Annotated in this window: 21 protein-coding genes; 12 read left to right on the top strand and 9 right to left on the bottom strand. The window is 44.1% G+C overall.

The window, feature by feature from the left end:
• The first annotated feature begins 80 nt into the window (after positions 1-80).
• On the top strand, positions 81-2,507 hold the full coding sequence (gene lon / locus NI470_RS00105; RefSeq protein ID WP_044111574.1) for an endopeptidase La: 2,427 nt from the start codon (positions 81-83) through the stop codon (positions 2,505-2,507).
• Between the two features lie 72 nt (positions 2,508-2,579).
• On the opposite strand, the gene NI470_RS00100 is transcribed toward lon, so the two are convergent.
• Entirely contained in the window at positions 2,580-3,512 is a 933-nt protein-coding gene (locus NI470_RS00100; RefSeq protein WP_086043997.1) for a M28 family peptidase, read from the bottom strand.
• 167 nt (positions 3,513-3,679) lie between these two features.
• Between NI470_RS00100 and rlmH the strand changes: the two genes are divergently transcribed.
• The 3 genes from rlmH to NI470_RS00085 all read left to right on the top strand — a co-directional run bounded on the left by rlmH (position 3,680) and on the right by NI470_RS00085 (position 5,950).
• Positions 3,680-4,162, top strand: coding sequence for a 23S rRNA (pseudouridine(1915)-N(3))-methyltransferase RlmH (gene rlmH / locus NI470_RS00095; RefSeq protein WP_004646335.1), 483 nt, complete (start codon positions 3,680-3,682; stop codon positions 4,160-4,162).
• Between the two features lie 110 nt (positions 4,163-4,272).
• Positions 4,273-5,049, top strand: a complete 777-nt coding sequence (locus NI470_RS00090; protein ID WP_180037738.1) for a DODA-type extradiol aromatic ring-opening family dioxygenase — start codon at positions 4,273-4,275, stop codon at positions 5,047-5,049.
• 127 nt (positions 5,050-5,176) lie between these two features.
• Positions 5,177-5,950: an META and DUF4377 domain-containing protein gene (locus NI470_RS00085; RefSeq protein ID WP_253147635.1), complete on the top strand. Its 774-nt coding sequence runs from the start codon at positions 5,177-5,179 to the stop codon at positions 5,948-5,950.
• Positions 5,951-6,020: 70 nt separating this feature from the next.
• Here the strand turns inward: NI470_RS00085 and gdhA are convergent, their stop codons facing one another.
• Positions 6,021-7,364 carry an NADP-specific glutamate dehydrogenase gene (gene gdhA, locus NI470_RS00080; RefSeq protein WP_005246929.1) on the bottom strand — a complete coding sequence of 448 codons (1,344 nt, stop codon included), beginning with the start codon at positions 7,362-7,364 and terminating at the stop codon, positions 6,021-6,023.
• Positions 7,365-7,713: 349 nt separating this feature from the next.
• Between gdhA and NI470_RS00075 the strand changes: the two genes are divergently transcribed.
• A complete protein-coding gene (locus NI470_RS00075; protein WP_253147636.1) occupies positions 7,714-8,505 on the top strand; it encodes an RnfABCDGE type electron transport complex subunit B in 792 nt (263 codons plus the stop codon).
• A gap of 3 nt (positions 8,506-8,508) precedes the next feature.
• Complete coding sequence (gene nth, locus NI470_RS00070; protein WP_253147637.1) at positions 8,509-9,222, top strand: endonuclease III; 714 nt, start codon at positions 8,509-8,511, stop codon at positions 9,220-9,222.
• Between the two features lie 114 nt (positions 9,223-9,336).
• On the opposite strand, the gene NI470_RS00065 is transcribed toward nth, so the two are convergent.
• The 4 genes from NI470_RS00065 to NI470_RS00050 all read right to left on the bottom strand — a co-directional run bounded on the left by NI470_RS00065 (position 9,337) and on the right by NI470_RS00050 (position 12,273).
• A complete protein-coding gene (locus NI470_RS00065; protein ID WP_253147638.1) occupies positions 9,337-9,549 on the bottom strand; it encodes a hypothetical protein in 213 nt (70 codons plus the stop codon).
• An 88-nt stretch (positions 9,550-9,637) separates the two neighbouring features.
• The gene (gene adk, locus NI470_RS00060; RefSeq protein ID WP_253147639.1) at positions 9,638-10,297 is read right to left on the bottom strand and encodes an adenylate kinase; all 660 of its coding nucleotides are present in this window, start codon (positions 10,295-10,297) and stop codon (positions 9,638-9,640) included.
• Between the two features lie 75 nt (positions 10,298-10,372).
• Entirely contained in the window at positions 10,373-11,689 is a 1,317-nt protein-coding gene (locus tag NI470_RS00055; RefSeq protein ID WP_129716781.1) for a DUF445 domain-containing protein, read from the bottom strand.
• A 65-nt stretch (positions 11,690-11,754) separates the two neighbouring features.
• Entirely contained in the window at positions 11,755-12,273 is a 519-nt protein-coding gene (locus tag NI470_RS00050; RefSeq protein WP_004646328.1) for a hypothetical protein, read from the bottom strand.
• A 238-nt stretch (positions 12,274-12,511) separates the two neighbouring features.
• On the opposite strand from NI470_RS00050, the gene mrdA reads away from it, so the two are divergent.
• Positions 12,512-14,563, top strand: coding sequence for a penicillin-binding protein 2 (gene mrdA / locus NI470_RS00045; RefSeq protein WP_253147640.1), 2,052 nt, complete (start codon positions 12,512-12,514; stop codon positions 14,561-14,563).
• Between the two features lie 2 nt (positions 14,564-14,565).
• The gene (gene rsmD, locus NI470_RS00040) at positions 14,566-15,123 is read left to right on the top strand and encodes a 16S rRNA (guanine(966)-N(2))-methyltransferase RsmD (protein WP_004279484.1); all 558 of its coding nucleotides are present in this window, start codon (positions 14,566-14,568) and stop codon (positions 15,121-15,123) included.
• Between the two features lie 89 nt (positions 15,124-15,212).
• Here the strand turns inward: rsmD and NI470_RS00035 are convergent, their stop codons facing one another.
• Positions 15,213-15,425: a hypothetical protein gene (locus NI470_RS00035; protein ID WP_253147641.1), complete on the bottom strand. Its 213-nt coding sequence runs from the start codon at positions 15,423-15,425 to the stop codon at positions 15,213-15,215.
• Between the two features lie 246 nt (positions 15,426-15,671).
• On the opposite strand from NI470_RS00035, the gene NI470_RS00030 reads away from it, so the two are divergent.
• The 3 genes from NI470_RS00030 (at position 15,672) to NI470_RS00020 (ending at position 17,721) form a co-directional block, all read left to right on the top strand.
• Positions 15,672-16,406: a sulfite exporter TauE/SafE family protein gene (locus NI470_RS00030; RefSeq protein ID WP_253147642.1), complete on the top strand. Its 735-nt coding sequence runs from the start codon at positions 15,672-15,674 to the stop codon at positions 16,404-16,406.
• A 98-nt stretch (positions 16,407-16,504) separates the two neighbouring features.
• A complete protein-coding gene (locus tag NI470_RS00025; protein ID WP_253147643.1) occupies positions 16,505-17,266 on the top strand; it encodes a 3-oxoacyl-ACP reductase in 762 nt (253 codons plus the stop codon).
• A gap of 134 nt (positions 17,267-17,400) precedes the next feature.
• Positions 17,401-17,721, top strand: coding sequence for a hypothetical protein (locus NI470_RS00020; protein WP_253147644.1), 321 nt, complete (start codon positions 17,401-17,403; stop codon positions 17,719-17,721).
• A gap of 78 nt (positions 17,722-17,799) precedes the next feature.
• Here the strand turns inward: NI470_RS00020 and NI470_RS00015 are convergent, their stop codons facing one another.
• The gene (locus NI470_RS00015) at positions 17,800-18,348 is read right to left on the bottom strand and encodes a 1-acyl-sn-glycerol-3-phosphate acyltransferase (RefSeq protein WP_180039556.1); all 549 of its coding nucleotides are present in this window, start codon (positions 18,346-18,348) and stop codon (positions 17,800-17,802) included.
• Between the two features lie 363 nt (positions 18,349-18,711).
• Here NI470_RS00015 and NI470_RS00010 point away from each other — a divergent pair, with 363 nt between their 5' ends.
• Entirely contained in the window at positions 18,712-19,926 is a 1,215-nt protein-coding gene (locus NI470_RS00010) for a hypothetical protein (protein WP_253153908.1), read from the top strand.
• A 43-nt stretch (positions 19,927-19,969) separates the two neighbouring features.
• Here NI470_RS00010 and NI470_RS00005 read toward each other — a convergent pair whose 3' ends face one another.
• A complete protein-coding gene (locus NI470_RS00005; RefSeq protein ID WP_253147646.1) occupies positions 19,970-21,118 on the bottom strand; it encodes a helix-turn-helix transcriptional regulator in 1,149 nt (382 codons plus the stop codon).
• Positions 21,119-21,216 lie beyond the last annotated feature (98 nt).

Genomic DNA, 21,216 nt, shown 5'->3' with positions numbered 1-21,216 from the left:
CTTAACTGCCCTTGTATTTTTAAAATTACCCATCACTATTAAAAGCATGGCAACACCGTTGTCACTCATTAGGAGTGCTCATGTCTGAAATTATTATGAATCAAGAAACCTTAGAGCCTCAGGTTCCAAGTGTACTACCCCTTTTGGCGTTGCGTGATGTGGTGGTTTATCCGCATATGCAAATTGCGCTGTTTGTCGGTCGTGAAAAATCGATCAATGCAGTTGATGTGGCTCGTAACAGTGACAATCTAGTATTTGTAGTTGCGCAAAAAGATTCGCTTACAGAAGAAATTGATCACGACAATTTATATCAATACGGTACTGTCGCGAAGATTGTGCAAGTTGTGAATCACGAAAATGATGAAAACTGTATTAAAGTCCTGATCGAAGGCCTACACCGTGCCAAGCTGAAAACCATCATTGACGAAACTGAGTATCTGACAGCAGAGCATGAACTCAGCCCAATGACGGTGAGCGTCGATGCAGACACCCAAGCTGTGCGCTTGCAGGAATTACGTGCGCTTTTCGCTCAATATGCAGAAGCGAAACTTCGTAATGCGCGTGAACTGATCACCGCAGCCAACAAAATTGAAGATCTATTACAGTTATTGTTCTTCGTCGCAACCCGTGTTCCATTGAATATTGATGTCAAACAGAAATTCCTGGAACATGACGAATTCGAAGCGCATTTGACTGAGTTGATGACTTATCTATTGCAACAGTCTGAAGAACAACAGATTGAGCAAACCCTGCATGACTCTGTTAAACGTCAGATGGAAAAGAACCAGCGCGAATACTTCCTGAATGAAAAAATGAAAGTCATTCAGCGCGAACTTTCCGACATGAACGGCGGCGCGGAAGATGATGTCGCTGAAATTGAAAAACGTCTTGCTGAAGCAGATTTGCCTGAGCATGTACGCAAGAAAGCTGAAAACGAGTTCCGCAAGCTGAAAGCGATGCAGCCTGCTTCGAGTGAAGCTGCTGTGGTACGCAACTATCTGGAAGTGATTCTAGATACACCGTGGAATAAAGCCAGCAAAGTCAGCATTAACCTGAACAAAGCACAGGAAATTCTGGATGCAGACCACTATGGTCTGGACGATGTCAAAGATCGCATTGTGGAATATCTGGCAGTTCAGTCTCGTGTGAAAAAATTGCGTGGTCCGATTCTGTGTTTGGTTGGTCCTCCAGGTGTGGGTAAAACTTCACTCGGCGAATCAATTGCCAAAGCAACTGGTCGTGAGTTCGTGCGTATGGCGCTGGGCGGCGTGCGTGACGAAGCTGAAATTCGCGGTCACCGTCGTACCTATATCGGTGCGATGCCAGGTAAAATCGTACAGTCATTGACTAAAGTGGGTGTAAAAAACCCGTTGTTCCTGCTCGATGAAATCGACAAGATGGCGCAAGACTACCGTGGCGATCCGGCTTCCGCGATGCTTGAAGTACTTGATCCATCACAGAACAATAAGTTCAGCGATCACTATCTGGATCTAGATCTGGACCTGTCTGAAGTAATGTTTATCTGTACCGCGAACAGCATGAATATTCCTGAGGCCCTGCTTGACCGTATGGAAGTGATTCGTCTTCCGGGTTATACCGAAGAAGAGAAAGTCAATATTGCGGACCGTTACCTTGTTCCTAAAGCAATCAAGAACAATGGTCTACGTGCCAAAGAATTAACCGTGCATGAAGAAGCGATTCGTGACATCGTGCGCCGCTATACACGTGAAGCCGGTGTTCGTAACCTTGAACGTGAAGTGTCAAAAATTGCACGTAAAGTGGTGAAAGAGGCGGTTAGCAAGAAAGCTAAAAATCTTCAGGTTGAAGTGACAGCAGGAAATCTTCCAGATTACTTGGGTCCACATAAATTTGACTATGGTATGGCGGAAGAAGAAGCGCAAATCGGCCGTGTAAATGGTCTGGCTTGGACTTCTGTTGGTGGTGAATTACTGACCATTGAAGTTGCAGCAGTACCAGGTAAAGGCAAGTTCATTACCACCGGTTCTCTTGGCGATGTCATGAAAGAATCGATTACTGCTGCAATGACTGTAGTGCGTACCCGTGCGGATGAACTCGGCATCGAAGCCTCGCGCTTTGAAGAAACCGACGTGCATGTGCATTTACCTGAAGGCGCAACACCGAAAGATGGTCCATCGGCAGGTTTGGCTTTGACTACAGCACTGGTATCTGCTTTCACGGGTATCCCGATTCGTCCGGATATCGCGATGACAGGTGAAACCAGTCTGGGCGGTCGTGCGCTGCGTATCGGTGGCTTGAAAGAGAAACTTTTGGCAGCCCATCGTGGTGGCATCAAGCTGGTATTCATTCCACAGGAAAACGTACGTGACCTGGCGGAAATTCCAGAAAATGTCAAAGAAGGTCTAGAAATTAAAGCCGTAAAATCGATTGATGAGATTTTACCGCTGGCACTGACCTCTTTGCCAAAAGCCTTGGTTAAAGCACCAATTGTGAAAACCAAAGAAGAAGCGAAAGCAGCGCGTCATTAAGACTTGATGTTTCGTATAAAAAACCCTGCTTCGGCAGGGTTTTTTATTGAGTTATTGAATAAAACAACTGAATTATGGCTGTAGTGCCATCGTAACCAATCCATCAATCACATGAGTCATCTTGTTCAGATCAAGCTTGTCGAGGGTATCCAATTCGGTATTGTAATAAGGATTACGATAACTTGCAGTATCGGTAATCAGCATGGTCGAATAGTTGAATTTGGCATAATTCAGATAGCCCGAGAAATTCATATCCTGAGCAAAACTTGGGCTGACAAAGCGTTGACATTCCAGACGGTTAAAACGCTGCATGGCATCACAATAATCTCCAGTCAGGCCAGTTGAGGCTAAATGCCCAATGGCTGCAATGAAATTGCCATGTCGTGGATAAATCCATTTTAATCCCACCGGATAGCTCTGCACCTGATGTTCATCAAAATAACCAATCGAATCCAGAATCACCACGCCCTCAATTTTCTGCTTCTGCTTTTTTAAAGACTTGGCATGCATATAACTGCCCATATGTTCTGTCTTGAAAAAAGGCGGCTCTTCAAGCGTATAGAAAGCAAATTCGACATCATGTTTGAGCTTGGATTTTTGCAGGGCCAGTAATCTTGCAGTTTCCAGTAAACCCGCTACCCCTGAGGCATTATTATCAGCACCGTTTCGGGCACTAAAGACATCATAATGTGCCCCCATCACCATCTTGGTTTTGGCTTGAGTATCCAAGCTACAGATGACATTTCGGTAACTCAGGTTATTGACCACATAAACCTGAAACTGGCATGGAATACCAAAGCGCTGCATCTGCCCTTTGATCCAGGCAGATACCCGATTCAGCTCTTTTAGATTTTTATAATTTCGGTATTCATCGACACTCATGATCTGGCTAAAAAATAATTCCAGATGAGAGACCTGAGCATTTTTGCTCGAATTGGCTGCACAGAGACTAGGCCCCATGAGGCCTATCAGTAACAGCAGCACAGTACAACATCCTTTTATCATGACACTGTTCCGCATTTATTATTATTCCATTCCTTTATCAAGCGGATACTTGAACTAAGGACATTAAAGCAACACTAAATCTCTCATTTCAATTTCAATTTGTTTCCCTGCTCAACTTCATGTTGTTTGATCGTTATAATGAGGTATCCAATTATTGATCTGTCTGTATGAAAATCCGTATCCTGACCATTGGTCAAAAAATGCCAGCGTGGGTGCTGACTGGTTTTGAAGATTATTTCAAACGTATTCAGCCTTTTGTACAGACCCAGATTATTGAACTGCCGATGGCCAAGCGCGGGAAAAATGATTCTGAAGCGGATATTCTGAAATACCGCAATATTGAGGGCGACAGCATTTTAAATGCGCTCAAGCAGAATGAAACCCTGATTGCACTAGAAGTGGGCGGACGCGAATTCAGTACCGAAAAACTGGCTGAAACCATGAAAGGCTGGATGCTGGAAGGCAATGATGTAGCACTTGCGATTGGCGGGCCGGATGGTCACTCAGAAGCCGTGCGTAAAGCTGCTGCATGGCACTGGTCACTTTCCAAGTTAACCCTGCCGCATCCACTGGTACGTGTCATGCTGATCGAGCAGCTTTATCGTGCCATGAGCATCAATAACAACCATCCTTATCACCGAGCAGGCTAATGATTTTGCTGAAGCGTTCTTTATATGCAACGTTTTGTTGAATAATCTCTTCTGCTCTTATTTCTATTTTTCATGCATTATTGAGGCATCTTCCAGATGTGGTTTGACTTATGAACTTACAAACGTTGCCCGGCTTATTTATTTCTCATGGCTCTCCTATGCTGGCGCTGAATCCAGAACAAGTGGGTCCTGCCTTGCATCGTTTGAGCGAAAATCTGCCACGCCCGGAAGCGATTATTGTGATGTCCGCGCACTGGGAAAGTGATGCGCTGGAAGTGAGTAGCGCAATTCGCCCAGAAACCTGGCATGATTTTCGTGGTTTCCCGCCTGAACTGTATCAATTGCGCTATCCTGCACCGGGAAATCCTGAACTGGCCGAAAAAGTCTTAGGCTTGCTGGCCAATGCCGGCTTTTCTGCACATGCCAACAGTACCCGTCCGCGTGATCATGGCGTATGGATGCCACTGCTACATATGTATCCAGATGCCAACATTCCCGTGGTAGAAATTTCCTTACCCATGTCGATGAGCGCGGATGAGATTTATCAGATTGGTCAAAGTCTTGCACCTTTACGTGAACAGCAAATCCTGCTGATTGGTTCGGGCAGTATTACCCATAACTTACGGGAACTGTCTTGGGATGGAACGGCTGCTGATGTACCCGAATGGGCTTCTGGCTTTCGTAATTTTGTGGTGCATAAACTGACACATAGTGATTATGACGCGGTACTGGACTGGTCCAATATTCCGCATATGGCGCGTAATCATCCAACGCTGGAACACTTTGCTCCGATTTTCTTTGCAATGGGCACAGGTCAGCGTTTTAGTCTGGTGCATAGCAGTTTTACCATGGGTTCACTCGGCATGGATATTTATCGCTTCGATTAATCTTGCTTCAGCGCTAAAATCTTAATGATGGATACATTTTTCAACTTAAAGCTGCGAAATGTATCCATATTGTTTTGCAATACATCCATTATTATTGTTTGAACTTTATATACTTCATTATAAGTCCATGAAATTAAAATTTATTGTGCTGGCATTATTGCCTTTAACTTTTGCAGGCTGTCAGTCCAGTGATATTCAACGAGCTGGAGATCTTGCGGTGGCCACCATCCAACAAAAAAATGCAGATCAGATTCTTCCAGCCTATTACTGGGAACTGAATCGTGGACTAGAACGACCCGTTGTACTGAGTTTCAACGCTCAAGGCCGGCTGAGCGCCGTGACGGGCTGTAATGGACTCGGGACGACCTGGTCAGTCAAAAACAATATCATCACCACCAGCGAAGTTATAGGCACTGAAATGGCCTGTGATGCAGCATTGATGGAGCAGGAACGTTTTGTCAGCCAACTTTTACAGAAGCGTGACATTCCTTTTACGCTCAATACCACAGATCCTGACAAGCCGACCCTAATGTTGATGGCCGCAAATGGTCAAACCTATGAATTTATCGGGAAAATGACTCCGGAAACCAAATACCAAGGACAGGCTGAAACAATTTTTCTGGAAATTTCCCCCGATACCAAACAATGTACCGGCGTAACCCAACAAAGCTGCTTGCAAGTCAAAGAAGTGAAATATGATCAGAATGGCCTGAAAACTCAGGTGGATAAGGACTGGACTTTATTCTATGACCAGATCGAAGGTTTTCAGCATTCACAGAATGAGCGGCAGATTATTCGGGTCAAACGTTTTGAAATTAAGCATCCGGCAGCTGATCAATCGAAATATGCCTATATTTTTGATATGGCGGTTGAGCGTGAAATAGTTAAGGGTGCTCTTTAAGGCTAAAAATACCAGATATAAAAAAACCGAGGCAACAGCCCCGGTTTTTTCAGCTTAGACTAAGTCAGACTTAGAATACGCCTTGAGCAAGCATTGCATCAGCAACTTTTACGAAGCCCGCAATGTTTGCACCGTCAACATAGTTCACAGTACCGTCTTCTTTAGTACCGAATTTCACACAGTTACGGTGAATTTCTTTCATGATTGCGTGTAAACGCTCATCAACTTCTTCGAAAGTCCAGCCTAAACGCAATGCGTTTTGCGACATTTCCAGACCAGAAGTTGCAACACCACCTGCATTTGATGCTTTACCTGGCGCATAAAGAATTTTCGCTTCAACGAACTTCTCAACAGCTTCAAGCGTAGAAGGCATGTTCGCACCTTCAGCCACACAGATTACACCGTTTGCAAGAAGCTGAGCAGCGTCGTCTGCATCAAGTTCGTTTTGAGTCGCACATGGCAATGCGATATCACACTTGATACCCCAAGGACGTTGTCCTTCAAGATATTCGAAACCGTGTTTAGAAGCGAATTCTGAAATACGGCCACGTTTTACATTTTTAAGTTCCATCACTTCAGCAAGAAGCGCATCAGTGAAACCGTCTTTAACGTGAACTGTACCCGCAGAGTCAGAAAGTGAAACTACTTTCGCACCGAGGTACATTGCTTTTTCAGCAGCATATTGCGCAACGTTACCAGAACCTGAAATCGCAACGACTTTATCTTTGAAGCTTTCGCCACGAGACTTGAGCATTTCCTCAGCGAAATACACAGTACCGTAACCCGTTGCTTCCGGACGTGCCAATGAACCACCGAAAGTTAAACCTTTACCAGTGAATACACATGCCGTGTCATTACTTAATTTTTTCATCATGCCGGCCATGTAGCCCACTTCACGACCGCCTACACCAATATCACCCGCTGGGATATCTGTGTTCGCACCAAGGTGACGATACAGCTCGATCATTAAAGCCTGGCAGAAACGCATGATTTCGCCTTCTGATTTGCCTTTAGGGTCAAAATCAGAACCGCCTTTACCGCCACCCATAGGAAGTGTGGTTAAAGCATTTTTAAATGTTTGCTCAAAGCCTAAGAATTTTAGGATTGAAAGATTCACTGAAGGGTGGAAACGCATACCACCTTTAAATGGACCGATCGCTGAGTTGTACTGTACGCGGAACGCACGGTTTACTTGAGTCTGACCTTGGTCATCTACCCAAGAAACTCGGAACTGGATCGCACGTTCTGGCTCAACTAGACGTTCTAGTAAACCATGTGCTGCGTATTGTGGGTTCTTTTCAATGAACGGCCACAAACTGGTCATCACTTCTTCTACAGCTTGAAGAAATTCTGGTTGATGTGCATCACGTGATTTTACGTAATCTAGGAACTCATTAAGTGTGTTGTATTTCAACGCTTAATCCTCAGCAGAAAATGGATCAAAATTGGTCAAATTTACAATCAATGTTAAATTTTGGCGCAAAATATTAAATATCTTTTGTAACTAATCTACAATACTTTTTTTGAAAATACTTTAAAATTAATTTGATAACAAATATTTATATTGATTATGAAATTTTTTTCTATGTCAGGAAATGCCAATCGAATCAAGGCTTACATTCAGATTTATGCCTAATAATAAGGCACAAGTTGACCCTTAATTGCGCACGACTTAGGAGTTTAAAAATATGTTAAAATTGATGAATCGACATATTTTGTTTCACTTACTCTCTCATGCTTGCCATGAGTAACGCTGGTTATACATGAATTCGCCCATTTCTCTGGTCCAATCGATTGACGCTTTACTCCCTCAAACCCAATGTGGACTCTGCGGTCACCGTGACGGATGTTTACCTTATGCCCAGTCGATTGCTGAGGGGGAAAATGCCAATAAATGTGTGCCGGGCGGACAGCCTGTTGCCGATGCTTTGGCTGCATTATTAAATCGTCCTAAACTTCAAGCTGAAGAAAGTGTCTGGCCAGTTCAAGCCGATGGTCGACCTCAGCGCATCAAAGCCGTAATTCGTGAAGATGAATGTATTGGCTGTACCAAATGTATTAGCGCCTGCCCAGTCGATGCGATTATTGGTTCTGGTAAACTGATGCATACCATTCTGACCGACCTCTGTACCGGCTGTGAACTATGTATCCCGCCCTGTCCGGTAGACTGCATCGATTTGGTTGAAGATCAACAACCTTTGCCGACTGAAGCACAGCGTCTTGCGGAACAGGATGATTTACGTCAGCGTTACTATGCGCACATCCAGCGTGAAGAAAAACGGCGTAGCGATCGTAAGGGGCCTGTGGTCCGTGCAGAAATTGATACGGCCCTGTTTGCCCGTTTCTCTGCGTTAAATGAGCAACTTCCTGTGATTGAAGTCGCGAGCAAGCCAGAGAATGCACCTGTAGCTTTCGATTCCAAGACCACGATTGAACTGGCAAAACTACGTACCCAAATTAAAAAACTGGAAAAACAGCTTTCGGTTCGTGAAGATGCTCGAAAACGTACCCAACTGGAAGAACTGACACAGCAATTACAGGCTTTACAGGGATAGAACATGACCACAGCAAAGGCCAAGCCCATTAAAAACATGACCAAAAAGCAGATTCAGACCTTTTTTGAACGCCTGCGTGAACAGCGGCCTAACCCAAAAACCGAGCTGAATTATTCCAATCCCTTTGAATTACTGGTCGCGGTCACGCTCTCTGCTCAAGCTACCGATGTCAGCGTCAACAAAGCCACAGACAAACTCTTTCCAGTCGCTAATACACCGGAAGCCATTTATGCGCTAGGTGTGGACGGCTTGAAGGAATATATCAAGACCATTGGTTTATATAACTCGAAAGCGGTCAACGTGATTAAGGCCTGCGAGATGCTGATTCAGAAGCACAACAGCATCGTACCGGATAATCGTGCAGATCTTGAAGCCCTACCGGGTGTAGGTCGTAAAACGGCGAATGTGGTACTGAATACGGCCTTTGGTCAGCCGACCATGGCGGTTGATACCCATATTTTCCGGGTAGGTAACCGTACCGGACTGGCGGTAGGTAAAAATGTGCTGGAAGTTGAACACCGTCTGATCAAAGTCATTCCTCAGGAATTTATTATTGATTCACATCACTGGCTGATTTTACACGGTCGTTATACCTGTATTGCGCGCAAACCGAAATGTCATGAATGTGTGGTATCCGATGTGTGTAACTGGCCGGACCGATTCGAGTTTGGTGCAGCCCGCTCGATTGCAGTAAAAAATTTAGATGTTACTGAATAGAATAGTGCGATTAAGCTGGGATAAAAAGGTGACCAATGTGTCACCTTTTTATCGACTGTGAGAATACTACTTGGTGTTCAAACCAGATTCTGAGCTGAGCTGAACTATTGTGGATTATTTATCCTGATCTTGTTCAGCCTGTTCCTGCTGCTTGCGCTGTTCAAGTTCAGCTTGTAATTTTGGATGAAGCTGGCGCTCAGGCCGCTTTGCTGCATTTTCAGCACGTTCTTCCTGACGTACTTTGTTGAGTATTTTAAAACTGATATAGAACAGACCTACCAATACTGCCAGAAAGACTACCATCAACACCAATACGCCAAATTTCATAGCAACAAGTACCCTGCTCAAATACGCAATAAAAAAGAGCCCTAATATGACTTAGGGCTCTCTGATTGTCAAAATCATCGTCAGCCGATTATTTTGCCTGATCCAGAATCGCGAAAAGATCAGTCTGAACTTCATCGATTGGACGTAAACCGTTTAGCTTGTCATAAGTTGGTGCATTTTCACCAGACGCTGCACGGCCTTGATAGAAGCCAACCAGTTGCTCGGTTTCAGTGTGGTAAGAACCTAGACGCTTGCGAATTGTTGCTTCCAGATCATCAGGACGCTGAACCAGATCTTCACCCGTTTCGTCATCCTTACCTTCCACTTTTGGCGGATTGTAAACGATGTGATACACACGGCCAGATGCCGGGTGCTGACGACGGCCAGAAAGACGTTGTACGATCTCTTCATCCGGTACATCAATTTCAATCACGTGATCAATAGTGATGCCTTCATTTTCCAAAGCTTCTGCTTGAGGAATAGTACGCGGGAAACCATCAAAAATGCAGCCATTTACACAGTCAGGTTGCGCAATACGCTCTTTTACCAGACCAATGATCAACTCATCAGAAACCAAACCGCCATTGTCCATGACACTTTTAGCTTGTAGACCTAATTCAGTTCCTTCACGAATTGCAGCACGGAGCATATCACCGGTTGAAATTTGTGGGATATTGTAGCGCTTACAGATCAACTGAGCTTGTGTACCTTTACCTGCTCCAGGTGGTCCGAGTAAGATAATGCGCATATATAAACATCCTCATTTAAACAATATGTATGACGCCACGACCACAATCACCCGATTGTGTCCCCCGGCATCTCATTATAAGAAAGCCACAAACAAATGGATTAAACCCGCGACAAAACCGGTTACCCCACCCAATAAAATCAGAATCCATTCATCTTCCTGAAATGCAGGACGTAAAAGATTCTGAAACTCCTTCGGAGTCAACTCGCGTATGCGGTCTCTAAACATTTGATAGATTTTCTGTGCACGGCTCGCATTAAATGCTGGGTCGCATACAGGCACCATCGTAATTTCAATCGAGCGATCGATCAAGTCTGTCTTGAGTTTTGCATACTCTTTTGGTCCTAAAGACAGCTGTAAAGAGGTCCGAACCAGGGGTGTTTCCATAATTTCATTAATATGACGTTTGATAATGCGGCGGGTTTTATCTTTTCTGCCGCCATACATCATCTCGGTCATGATCGATTTTAACGTAATCAGATCTTCTGTGACTACACTTGCGAAGACGTCAGAGACTTCATCCTGACGTTTCATAAATGCGCCTTGTATGTTATAGGTGCCAATACGCGGAATCACCGGTTTGATCCACGGAAACTTGCGGTTTGCAGTACGGGCAAAGAATTGCGGGTACTTCACCGGGTGTGGATAGAGTGGGTTGAATACCATCCAGATCGCGATCCAGTTGGTCAAAAAGCCCCAGATCGCAGCCCAGAACGGTACAGTCCAGTGCCACGGCACTACAAACCAGACAATCATCTGGAAAATCCCAAAGAACATCCCGATGAGGGCACTGATATGCCAGATAAAATTGATCTCTTTTTGACCCACCTTCAGGAACATACGCACCATCAAGCGACGGTCGCCTTCCATCTGGCTCACTACCATTTCACGCATATCTACAAGTGACTCGACGTTCATGGTCAGCTCAGTCACTAATTCACGCAAAATTGCCGGCATTTGTTTTTGTGCTTGTGCATAAATTCTGCGCTTAATAGCAAAAGGTAGGTTTTCCCAGAGCACCGCATTGCGATCCATCATCACTTCATCAATCAGGTGTTCCAGTTCGAAACCGACCTGCTCGCCAATGATGCGTGCCATATCATCCGGATCCATCGCCTGTAAAAATTCGCGGATAGAGCCTAATTTTGACAGTGTGTTATCGGTAATAATGCCTGAAATACGTCCAGCTTTGCGTGGCACAATCCCTTGCCAGCCCACAGGTAATGGCCCGAGATGGAAACCCCAAAAATTGATCGGATAAAAGACCATTTTCAGCGCCATCCAGACGTGAGCCCAGGTTACAAATGCAGTCACTGGAATAATGCTGAGCACGGCCCAAAAATCCGGGCGGTTTACAAAGGTTTGCCACAACTCGTTGACGTACTCAAGCATGCATAACTTCCATATTTAATTTTTTGTTCACAGAATACACATATTAATAAGGTCGAATATTTTGTCTATAAACCGATACTTAAAGTATAGGAAAATTGTAGCCGGGGTTCTGTTTCAGCCACAGCACGACCATTTCGGTCTTCGAGTTTCTCTCCGGCACCGATCCCGATACTAAAACTGCTGATCCGTTCTGAACTAAGCAAAACATAGGCCAAATCAACGCCAGCACCTAAACGGCCTTCATATTCGCCATCAACCTGTTTGCTGTCGATATGCCCGGCATAAACCCCGACATAATAACCATTTTTATCTTTGCCGGTGAGATGTGCAGGATAACGAAAGCCTGCCTGGCCGCCAATCGTACGATCATCATCCAGAAAAACACCACCTTTCACATAAGCAATCCCATAAGGGTTTACCCATTCGGTATTTAAATGCAGTAATTTCTGGGTAAAACCCACGCCAACATTGAAGGCTTTTGCCTGAGCAGGCTCTATTTTAGTTGTAGTAGTACTTATTTGATCATGTGCATAAGCCCCGTTCGCCCACAATGCAAACGCTAACAAAGGGTAAACCTTGTTCATTCCTTCACCATCTTCCTTAATTATAGTTTTTGGTATAGTCCTATTTTTATTAGATTTTACTCTAGCAGAATTATCACAACTCTTATATACAGCACTTTACAATTTTAATGTCTGCAAAGTCAAAGCTTAAAGGAACTGATTGCAAGGACAGTTTTTCATTATCAAATCAAGTGCAGTTGCGTTAGAATACTCCACTTTGATTCTTTTCTACCACTCTCAGGTCTTAAGTCGATCGCGTATGAAGCAGCACTTTCCTTTAAAAAACGCACAACAAGAAAAGCGCATCTATCGCAGTCGAGTCTTGATTTCCATGGGGATTGTCATTTTCTTTATGCTGCTGCTGGTCAGCCGCTATGCCTATTTGCAACTGTTCAACTTTGAAAGCTTTACTACAGCTTCTGATGAGAACCGGATTCGTCTACAGCCCTTGCCGCCAGCGCGTGGTTATATTTATGACCGTAACGGCGTGTTGCTGGCCGATAACTATCCAGTATTTACTGCCACTTTAAGTCGTGCTGACGTACAGGATATCGACCAGACGCTCGAACGCCTCAAACCGATTCTGGAACTGACCGAAGAAGATCTTGAACGCTTTCAAACCCGGATTAAAACAGCGCGTAAAACCGAACGGGTTTCAATCAAGCTCAATCTGAACGAAAATGATATTGCCCGTTTTAGTGAAGTGAAATATCAGTTTCCGGGCGTGAATATTGAAACCCAGATGACCCGCTACTATCCGCATGGTGACCTGTTCGCACATGTGATTGGTTATGTCGGTCGGATTAATGACAAAGAACTGAAATCAATTGATAAGGATCTCTATGCTGGAACCAACCTGATCGGAAAAATCGGTGTGGAAAAATCCTATGAAGAGCTGCTGCATGGTGTGCCAGGAAATGAATCGGTAGAAGCAGATGCCTTTGGTAATGTGCTGCGTCATCTGGGTCGTAAAGACCCAGTGCGTGGTAATGATCTGTTCCTGTCACTGGATTACGGTTTGCAGGTGGTAGCTTCAGAACAACTGGCTGGGCGTCGTGGCGCGATTGTGGCGATGGATCCTAAAACTGGGGAAATTCTGGCGCTGGTATCTAGTCCAAGTTTTAACCCGAACCTGTTTGTGACCGGGATCAGCACCAAAGATTATTCATTCCTGCGTGATAACCTTGATCAACCTTTATATAACCGTGCGGTACAAGGAGTTTATCCACCTGGCTCTACTATCAAACCAATGTTTGCGCTCGGTGGTCTGCATCATGGGCTGGTAGACTGGGATACCACTATTTCTGATCCAGGCTATTTCAGTCTGCCGGGAGACAGTCACCGTTTCCGTGACCATAAAAAATCCGGGCATGGTGCAGTGAATATGCATAAGGCGCAGGTCGTCTCCTGTGATACCTATTTCTATGTCATGTCCTACCGGATGGGCATTGAAAAAATGAATATCTGGATGCGTCAGTTTGGCTTTGGCGAAAAAACCGGGGTGGATTTACCAAGTGAAAGCTCAGGACTGTATCCAAACCCGGAATGGAAAATGCGTACCCGCAAGGCCAAATGGTCACGTGGTGAAACCATTTCTGTCAGTATTGGTCAGGGTGCTTTTACTTCAACGCCATTACAGCTGGCTATGGCCACAGCCATTACTGCCAATCATGGCAATAAAGTCATTCCCCATGTTTTGCGTGAAAGTCGCGGTGCCAAACCGTTCAAGATGCATAATGGCACCCATGGCAAGATCGATTTTAATGGTCAGGAAGAAGACTGGATCAAGATGCGTGATGCAATGGTGGACGTAATTCAATCCGGTACAGGCCGAGGCATTAAAAGCGGCTTACAATATTCTATTGCCGGAAAAACCGGTACGGCACAGGTAAAAAGTATTGCTCAGGGCAAGCGCTATAATGAATCCTTATTGACTGACCGTCAGCTGGATCATGGCCTGTTTGTCGGTTTTGCGCCTGCTGAAAATCCTGAAATTGCGATTGCAGTTATTCTGGAAAATGGTCGCGGTGGTAGTGCCGCAACGGCTCTGGCCCGTCCAATTTTTGATTACTGGTTACTGCATAAAGATAAAAATCCGGTACGCCCACAAGGTCACCAATTAAGTGGTGGTCTGATGACAGCCGGAATCAAGCCAGCTGAATTACCAAGTGGTGCGGGCATGTTGAGTCAGGATGCAGCATCTAGTGCCGTTCCAGCCAGTGACCAGCCCGAAACGACTGCTCCGAGTTCTGCAAATACGACTGCATCTCCCGCAGCAACACCTGCTCCGACACCGGTAGAGCGAGATTAAAGATGAAAAACCAGCTTCGAATTATTGGTGGTGACTGGAAACGCCGCCAACTGCCTTTTGCCAGCATTGAGGGTTTGCGCCCGACGCCTGACCGTGTCCGTGAAACACTGTTTAACTGGCTAATGTGGGATGTACAAAATGCCCAGGTGTTGGATATTTGTGCCGGTTCTGGGGCATTGGCGTTTGAGGCATTATCGCGTGGTGCTGCATCAGTGGTGATGATTGAGCCGGATCGTACTCAGGCACAATTTCTGACCCAAAATCTGGAACTTTTAAAAGTCACCAAAGCACGTGCACAATTAAAAGTGGCTACGGCGCAGCAAGCTTTGTCTACCCTTCAGGCACAGTTTGATCTGGTTTTTCTAGATCCGCCATATAGCCTGGATTTATGGGAAGAACTAGCGCTAAAGGCAGATCCTCTGATCAAGGACAATGCCTATATTTATGTAGAAGCAGACCGTGATTTACAATTGCTTAAATTGCCGTCCTCATGGCGTTTAATTAAAAATACCAAAGCCGGTACAGTTCGTGCGGGGCTTTATCAAAAAAGTATTTCTTGATTTAAATTGTTTTGAAGAGACATTAAAAAAGGATTCCTCAGTGGAATCCTTTTTGTCATTGTAGTCAGTCAAATTTAAAGACTGTGTGATTAGCGATCACGGCGCCAGTCGCGGTTATCTCGGTCACGTTTCCAATCCCGATGATCTTTATGGTCCTTATTTTTCCAGTCATGATCTCTGTGGTCTCGATCATAATGTCCATTACGATCTCTGTTGCCACGATAATCATCATCCCAAGGATCAACCATACAACCGGTTAATGACACGGCCAATACAGAAAGTAATATCACTTTTTTCATCATGTCCATCACCTCTTACTGCACTCTGTCAGTATCAGTCGCTTTCATGGAGAGTGAACGGAGCCATTGTTGCACTCTTGTAGAGATTTATGCATCTTTTATGCATAGCTGCGAACTGCTCAATTCCTATTTAGCTTTCATGCTTTTATAAGAGTTTGAACTTTCATTTGCATAAATACAGCTAAATGGAAGCTTGGCTTTTGTTTAAATCTTGAGAATACTGCTGCCTTTGCTTATGACCTGATCTTTATGACTTGGCTGTTATTTATTCTTGGTGCAATGGTCGCAGGTTTTGTCCAGGGGCTGACCGGCTTTGCCTTTGCCCTGATCGCCATGTCTTTCTGGGTCTGGGTGCTGCCTCCGCAACTGGCCGCGCCCTTGCTGGTATTTGCCTCGATCTGGAGTCATGTGATTTCCCTTAGTCAGGAACAAAATCAGCCGGTTTTATCCAGACAGTTGGTGCTGCCTTATCTGGTTGCTGGTTTGATTGGCGTGCCGCTTGGTACTTATCTGTTGCAGATCATTCAAGCAGATACCTTTAAGATGATCTTGGGATTTTTTCTAGTACTGTGGTGTCCGGTGATGTTATTCAATCCGCAATTCAAAACAATTCAGCATTCAGGAAAATTGACTGATAGCTGCATCGGTTTTATTGGCGGAATTTTAGGAGGACTGGGCGGTTTTTGCGGTGCGATTCCTTCAGCCTGGGTGATGTTAAAACAATTACCCAAAGCCCAGCAGCGCTATATTTTGCGGCACTTTAATTTTGCCATTCAGCTCTTCACGCTGGGTACTTATGTATGGCAAGGCCTGATCAATCAAAGCCATTTACCGTATCTGGCATTGCTGATTGTTTTTGTGAGTATTCCGGCGATTTTAGGCGCAAAGCTATTTTATAAAATTTCAGAATTACTGTTTAAACGCATGATCTTAAGTTTACTCTTTAGCGCAGGCTGTTTTCTATTAGCATCCCAATTCATTTAAACACAAGATCAAGCTGAGTCTGTCTTCCCCGCTAAAGCTTGAATCCGTTGAAATAACTGCTATGTTAAGGCCAATCTTTGTAAATATAGATCATCATTATGCAGATTCGTGATCAGATTGTTCTTGTTACTGGTGGTGCACGTGGTTTGGGTTTAGCCATTACTCAGGCTTTACTGGCTGAGGGCGCGCGCGTGGTCGTCAATTATCATAGCAGTCAGCAGCAAGCTGAACAGCTGGCCCAGCAGTATCCTGAACAGGTATTTATTTATCAGGCAGATGTCACTCAAACTGATCAGGTCCGCGCTTTATTTGCCGCAGCTAAAACCCATTTCGGGGAAGCGATTCATGCTGTAATCAATAACGCACTGATTCAATTTGAATTTAATGGTGATGCACGCCCAAAAGTAGAAACGCTGACTTGGGACATGTTGCAACAGCAATTTAGCGGTGCAGTACAGGCTGCGTTAAATACCACGCAAGCCGCTCTGGATGACATGAAACAGGCAGGCTTCGGCCGGATCGTCAATATCGGTACAAACCTGGTGCAAAATCCGGTGGTTCCTTATCATGACTATACCGCTGGCAAAGCCGCTTTATTGGCCTTTACCCGCACCACGGCGCAGGATTTGGGACAATATGGTATTAATGTCAATATGCTCTCTGGCGGCCTGTTACAAACCACAGATGCCAGTAAAGCCACACCAGACTTTGTTTTTGATCTGATTGCTCAATCAACTCCTTTACGCCGCGTGATAACACCGGAGGAGTTTTCTGCTGCAATCCTGATGTTTTTATCGCCTTATTCACGTGCAGTAACCGGACAAAACCTGATTGTGGATGGTGGCCTGGTTAAAGGTTAACTGACCAGAGAATAGACCGGGATTTTTAGATTCTATTGTTCTATTTTTTGACCATCTGGTAGATTAAAAAGGTTTTGTGACCGGATTTTACTTCTACAATACGGTGTTCCCATAAAACCTTTTGTCTATTTTCTATGAAATTTATCACGACATTGCTCAGTACCTTATTGCTGGCAGGTTGTATGTCCAGCGATTTGAAGAAGTCCGAACAATTACTGCAAAATTTCCATTGTGCCAAGGTAGATACCGCCCAAATGCCACATAGCAGTATGACCGACTATTATCAGCAGATGTTGTATAGCAGCAAATCCAAAGTCGAGTCTTATATCAAGCAATATCATCAAGGTGAAGAGCTGTTTGACCTGCCACTGCATGAAGTGGTGGAACAGCAATATGATCTGTATAAAAGTGCCTGTCAAAGCCTCGGTGGAATTTTACCCGCTTCTGAAAACTAAGTAGTATTTGTCTGATATTCTTAATTCTTAGACAATAAAAAAGCAGGGAAAATACCCTGCTCTTTTTACAACGCAATTTTAATTCTGATAATAACGCTGATCGACACTGAAACATTCAGGGAATTTTGGCTGAATATCTGCATAAAATGCCATGATTTCCCCCATATCTTTTTCATAATCCCCTGTCGGATAAACGATTTTACCTACGCCAGTTTTCTTCTTGGCATAGTCCATATAGGCCAATGCAATCGGCACACCGGCATTAATCGCTACATGATAAAAACCTGTCTTCCACTGTTCCTGTTTGGCACGAGTTGCTTCTGGCGTCACCAACATCACCAGTTTAGGATGGGTCTTGAATAATTCCGTCATCAGCTGAACCATGCTCGGACGAGGCTCACCCGGCTGTTTAGGACGGCGATCAATCCCGATACCGCCCATAGCACGCACAAAAGGCCCAAATGGCAATTTCATGTAACTGTCTTTAATGGTTAAGCGAACATTCACGCCTAATGCTTTTAAGGCCAGTCGCGCATAGAGTGCATCCCAATTACTGGTATGAGGAGCAGCAATCATGACACATTGGTCTAAATCTAGGGGCCAATGGTTATCAATTTCCCAACCCATCAGGTTCAGGCTTTGTTCTGCTAACTTCTCAAACACGTCACGCACCAATTCTATTCAAAATTGCGCGAATTTTAGCAACCTCGGCAAATATAGATAGTGCTCTATGATCAATAAATAAACAATTGATCTATATTTGTATAATTAGAATTTTTAAATGAATAGTTGATTATTTTTGCCACCTTCAACTTATCTCATACATCAATTTACGGATAGTTCAGATTGCTTCCCCATATAAATAGGAATTTCTTTCCAATTTAAAGGATTCATACATTAAAAAGATCTTAACCTCCCAATTTGAGGATATGGAGAATTGATATTTCTTTTTATACTCCTACTTACAGGATAAAGCTCAGGAAGATTAATATGAAAAAAACTTTAATTTGCCTCGCCTTAGCAGGAGTATTAACTGCCTGTGGCGGGTCTGATAATAATGATAGTTCACAGACAGAAAACCCACCGCCTTCATCCTCAAACAAAATTGGTGTTTTGACAGATGGCACTATTCAAGGAGCTAACTATAGCATTAACGGGGTTATTAAACAGACCAATGAACGGGGTGAGTTTGAATACCAGGAAGGTGATGAAGTTACTTTTAGTATAGGCGAGATCGTGATTGGAAAGCTTAAAGCTGCCAGTCGGATTACCCCTCAAGAATTAGCAAACGATGAAGATACCCGGCTTAATTTAATGATTTTCTTACAGTCATTAGATAAAGACGGTAATCATGACAATGGGATTGAAATTCCATCTAACCTTACTCCGTTGTCTTCCGCAAAAATCGATTTTTCCTTACCTACGTCAGAGTTTATTGAAGTTCTGGAAACCGAACTGAGTAAAATTCCAGAATTAACAAACCCTGTAGTAGTAACACCTGAAGAAGCACAAGAAAACTTCCGTAAAGCCATTTTTAAAGATATTGCTGGTATTTGGTCTACAACAACCAATGATGACGGCGAGTCCTCAGAAGTGATCTTGGTGATTGATGAAAATGGTCACTACACATTAGGAGAAGCTATTCCTCAAGATTCAGACAATGAAGGAAATGGTCTTGAGAAAGGAGAAATTTCTCTAAATTCATTAACTGGTGATTTTACTGCTAGCACCTCTATTGATACCAATACAGATTGGGGACTGGCTGATCCAAATCAACAACGTACCATGACATTGGCATTTGACGGTAGCCAGTTAACGATTCAGGAGAAGTTAAACCCGCAAGAAGGCGCCACTTTTAACCGCTTGGAAAATAACGTCAATGGTATTATCGGAGCTTGGCAAAGTGCTACTGACCATCTCTTTATCTTTAATGCCAACAATACTTATTTCCTACTAGATCCTGTAGGTAATGATCAACCGGATGAAGAAGGCTCTTGTGGCGATCCAGGAATCGAGTTTGGTAAATACCAAGTCAGGGATAACAAACTCTATATTGACTCACGCGATATTCTGGTCGATACCAATGGCTGTGCTGGCCTGTCCGAAACTGGCGCCAGTTCAGGCCTAACCCTGAATATTCAAGCCAATACCCTGTCCTTTACCGTTGAGGGTGAAGGCACCTTTAGCCTCAACCGTTATAAATAGTTTATGTCAAACGAACCTAATCCAATATTTATATTGGATTAGGTCACTGAATATGCTCAAAATATATCATACAGCCCATCAGCAGATGCATCAGTTCAATTTGAGAATTACAGCCGGTTTTCTCATAAATATTCTTAAAATAGGTTCTCACAGAACTGAGGGTAATCCCGCAGTGCTCCGCAATTTCTTCCAGCTTATAAGCATTCAATAACAGCTCGCACAGCTCAAACTCCCGATTCGACAGCCGGTAACACTGCTGCAAATAAGCCTTAGACAACGAATAATGCTGGTTTTTATCGGTGATCAATAAAGCAATCCGATGCCGCGCTTCATCCAGCTGGGGTGTTGGACTAAAATGCTTAAAAGGCACCGCCGTCAGCATTAACTGCTGCCCATCTGGCCCTTTTAGTGCCAATGCACCACCAATCTCGGTATGCAATGCCACATCTTGCAGCAAGGCACTGGCTAAGAGCTGTTCTAGTGCCTGCTGGTCAGAAGGACTGGTTTTCAACCGGTTATGCAGATCCAGTTCCAGACAGCGCTGTGCACCCATCATCTGCTGTGCCACCAGATTGGAATAACAAACGCACAGTTTTTGGTCTAGCAACACAATGCCAATTTTTAGGCTGTCCAAAATCATATACAAACTGGCATTATGCTGTTCAACCAGACTGATCTGGCGGTGAATCTGCAATGCCCGACGTAAATGAATACCAATACGCTTTAAAAAATCCAGCTGTTCCTGCGCAAAAGGTGGCATATACGGCGCACGATGAATACCTAGTACTGCCCAGCGATAATTTCCCCGATCCAGCAAGACTCCTGCCATATAGCAAATACCGGTAGGTTTTAAGCATTTTTCATAAAATAGATACTGCTCGGTTCCAGGCAAGTCAGCATAATACTGACAGTCCTGATTCAGCACCTCCCCAGTATCAATTTTATTCCAGAGCGGCATATGCAGTTTCATATCTATCACCCGAATACGCTCATCTTGATAAGCTTTCAGGCTTTGCTGCGGAATATTGTGAGTATAGACAAAATCATAGCCTGGATTAAGCTGATCCAGACCGGTAAAAATTGCACTCTTACTTTTAGTATAGCTCACGATATCTTTGATCACGTCCAGCCACAAAGATGGCAATACAGCAGCATCATAAATTTTTGCAATCAGATTAGGGTGTGTTGACACTTTTAGCTTAAAAAAATAGCGAAGTAGTAAAATCAAATCGCCAAACCCAATTTTACTATTCGCTATGCCTCGTACCATGCTGACAGATCAACACTGGC

The sequence above is a fragment of the Acinetobacter lwoffii genome (assembly GCF_024129115.1).
GTDB lineage: Bacteria > Pseudomonadota > Gammaproteobacteria > Pseudomonadales > Moraxellaceae > Acinetobacter > Acinetobacter lwoffii_T.
Note: the sequence above shows the minus strand (reverse complement) of the source record. Positions and strands in the feature narration are given on the sequence as shown.

Coding starts and splice junctions, on each gene's coding strand:
- adk (WP_253147639.1), bottom strand. CDS start 10,297: ATGCGCATTATCTTACTCGGACCACCTGGAGCAGGTAAAGGTACACAA.
- NI470_RS00030 (WP_253147642.1), top strand. CDS start 15,672: ATGACTTGGCTGTTATTTATTCTTGGTGCAATGGTCGCAGGTTTTGTC.
- NI470_RS00075 (WP_253147636.1), top strand. CDS start 7,714: ATGAATTCGCCCATTTCTCTGGTCCAATCGATTGACGCTTTACTCCCT.
- NI470_RS00015 (WP_180039556.1), bottom strand. CDS start 18,348: ATGGGTTGGGAAATTGATAACCATTGGCCCCTAGATTTAGACCAATGT.
- NI470_RS00085 (WP_253147635.1), top strand. CDS start 5,177: ATGAAATTAAAATTTATTGTGCTGGCATTATTGCCTTTAACTTTTGCA.
- lon (WP_044111574.1), top strand. CDS start 81: ATGTCTGAAATTATTATGAATCAAGAAACCTTAGAGCCTCAGGTTCCA.
- nth (WP_253147637.1), top strand. CDS start 8,509: ATGACCACAGCAAAGGCCAAGCCCATTAAAAACATGACCAAAAAGCAG.
- NI470_RS00025 (WP_253147643.1), top strand. CDS start 16,505: ATGCAGATTCGTGATCAGATTGTTCTTGTTACTGGTGGTGCACGTGGT.
- rsmD (WP_004279484.1), top strand. CDS start 14,566: ATGAAAAACCAGCTTCGAATTATTGGTGGTGACTGGAAACGCCGCCAA.
- rlmH (WP_004646335.1), top strand. CDS start 3,680: ATGAAAATCCGTATCCTGACCATTGGTCAAAAAATGCCAGCGTGGGTG.
- NI470_RS00055 (WP_129716781.1), bottom strand. CDS start 11,689: ATGCTTGAGTACGTCAACGAGTTGTGGCAAACCTTTGTAAACCGCCCG.
- NI470_RS00020 (WP_253147644.1), top strand. CDS start 17,401: ATGAAATTTATCACGACATTGCTCAGTACCTTATTGCTGGCAGGTTGT.
- NI470_RS00065 (WP_253147638.1), bottom strand. CDS start 9,549: ATGAAATTTGGCGTATTGGTGTTGATGGTAGTCTTTCTGGCAGTATTG.
- NI470_RS00010 (WP_253153908.1), top strand. CDS start 18,712: ATGAAAAAAACTTTAATTTGCCTCGCCTTAGCAGGAGTATTAACTGCC.
- mrdA (WP_253147640.1), top strand. CDS start 12,512: ATGAAGCAGCACTTTCCTTTAAAAAACGCACAACAAGAAAAGCGCATC.
- NI470_RS00035 (WP_253147641.1), bottom strand. CDS start 15,425: ATGATGAAAAAAGTGATATTACTTTCTGTATTGGCCGTGTCATTAACC.
- NI470_RS00100 (WP_086043997.1), bottom strand. CDS start 3,512: ATGATAAAAGGATGTTGTACTGTGCTGCTGTTACTGATAGGCCTCATG.
- NI470_RS00050 (WP_004646328.1), bottom strand. CDS start 12,273: ATGAACAAGGTTTACCCTTTGTTAGCGTTTGCATTGTGGGCGAACGGG.
- NI470_RS00090 (WP_180037738.1), top strand. CDS start 4,273: ATGAACTTACAAACGTTGCCCGGCTTATTTATTTCTCATGGCTCTCCT.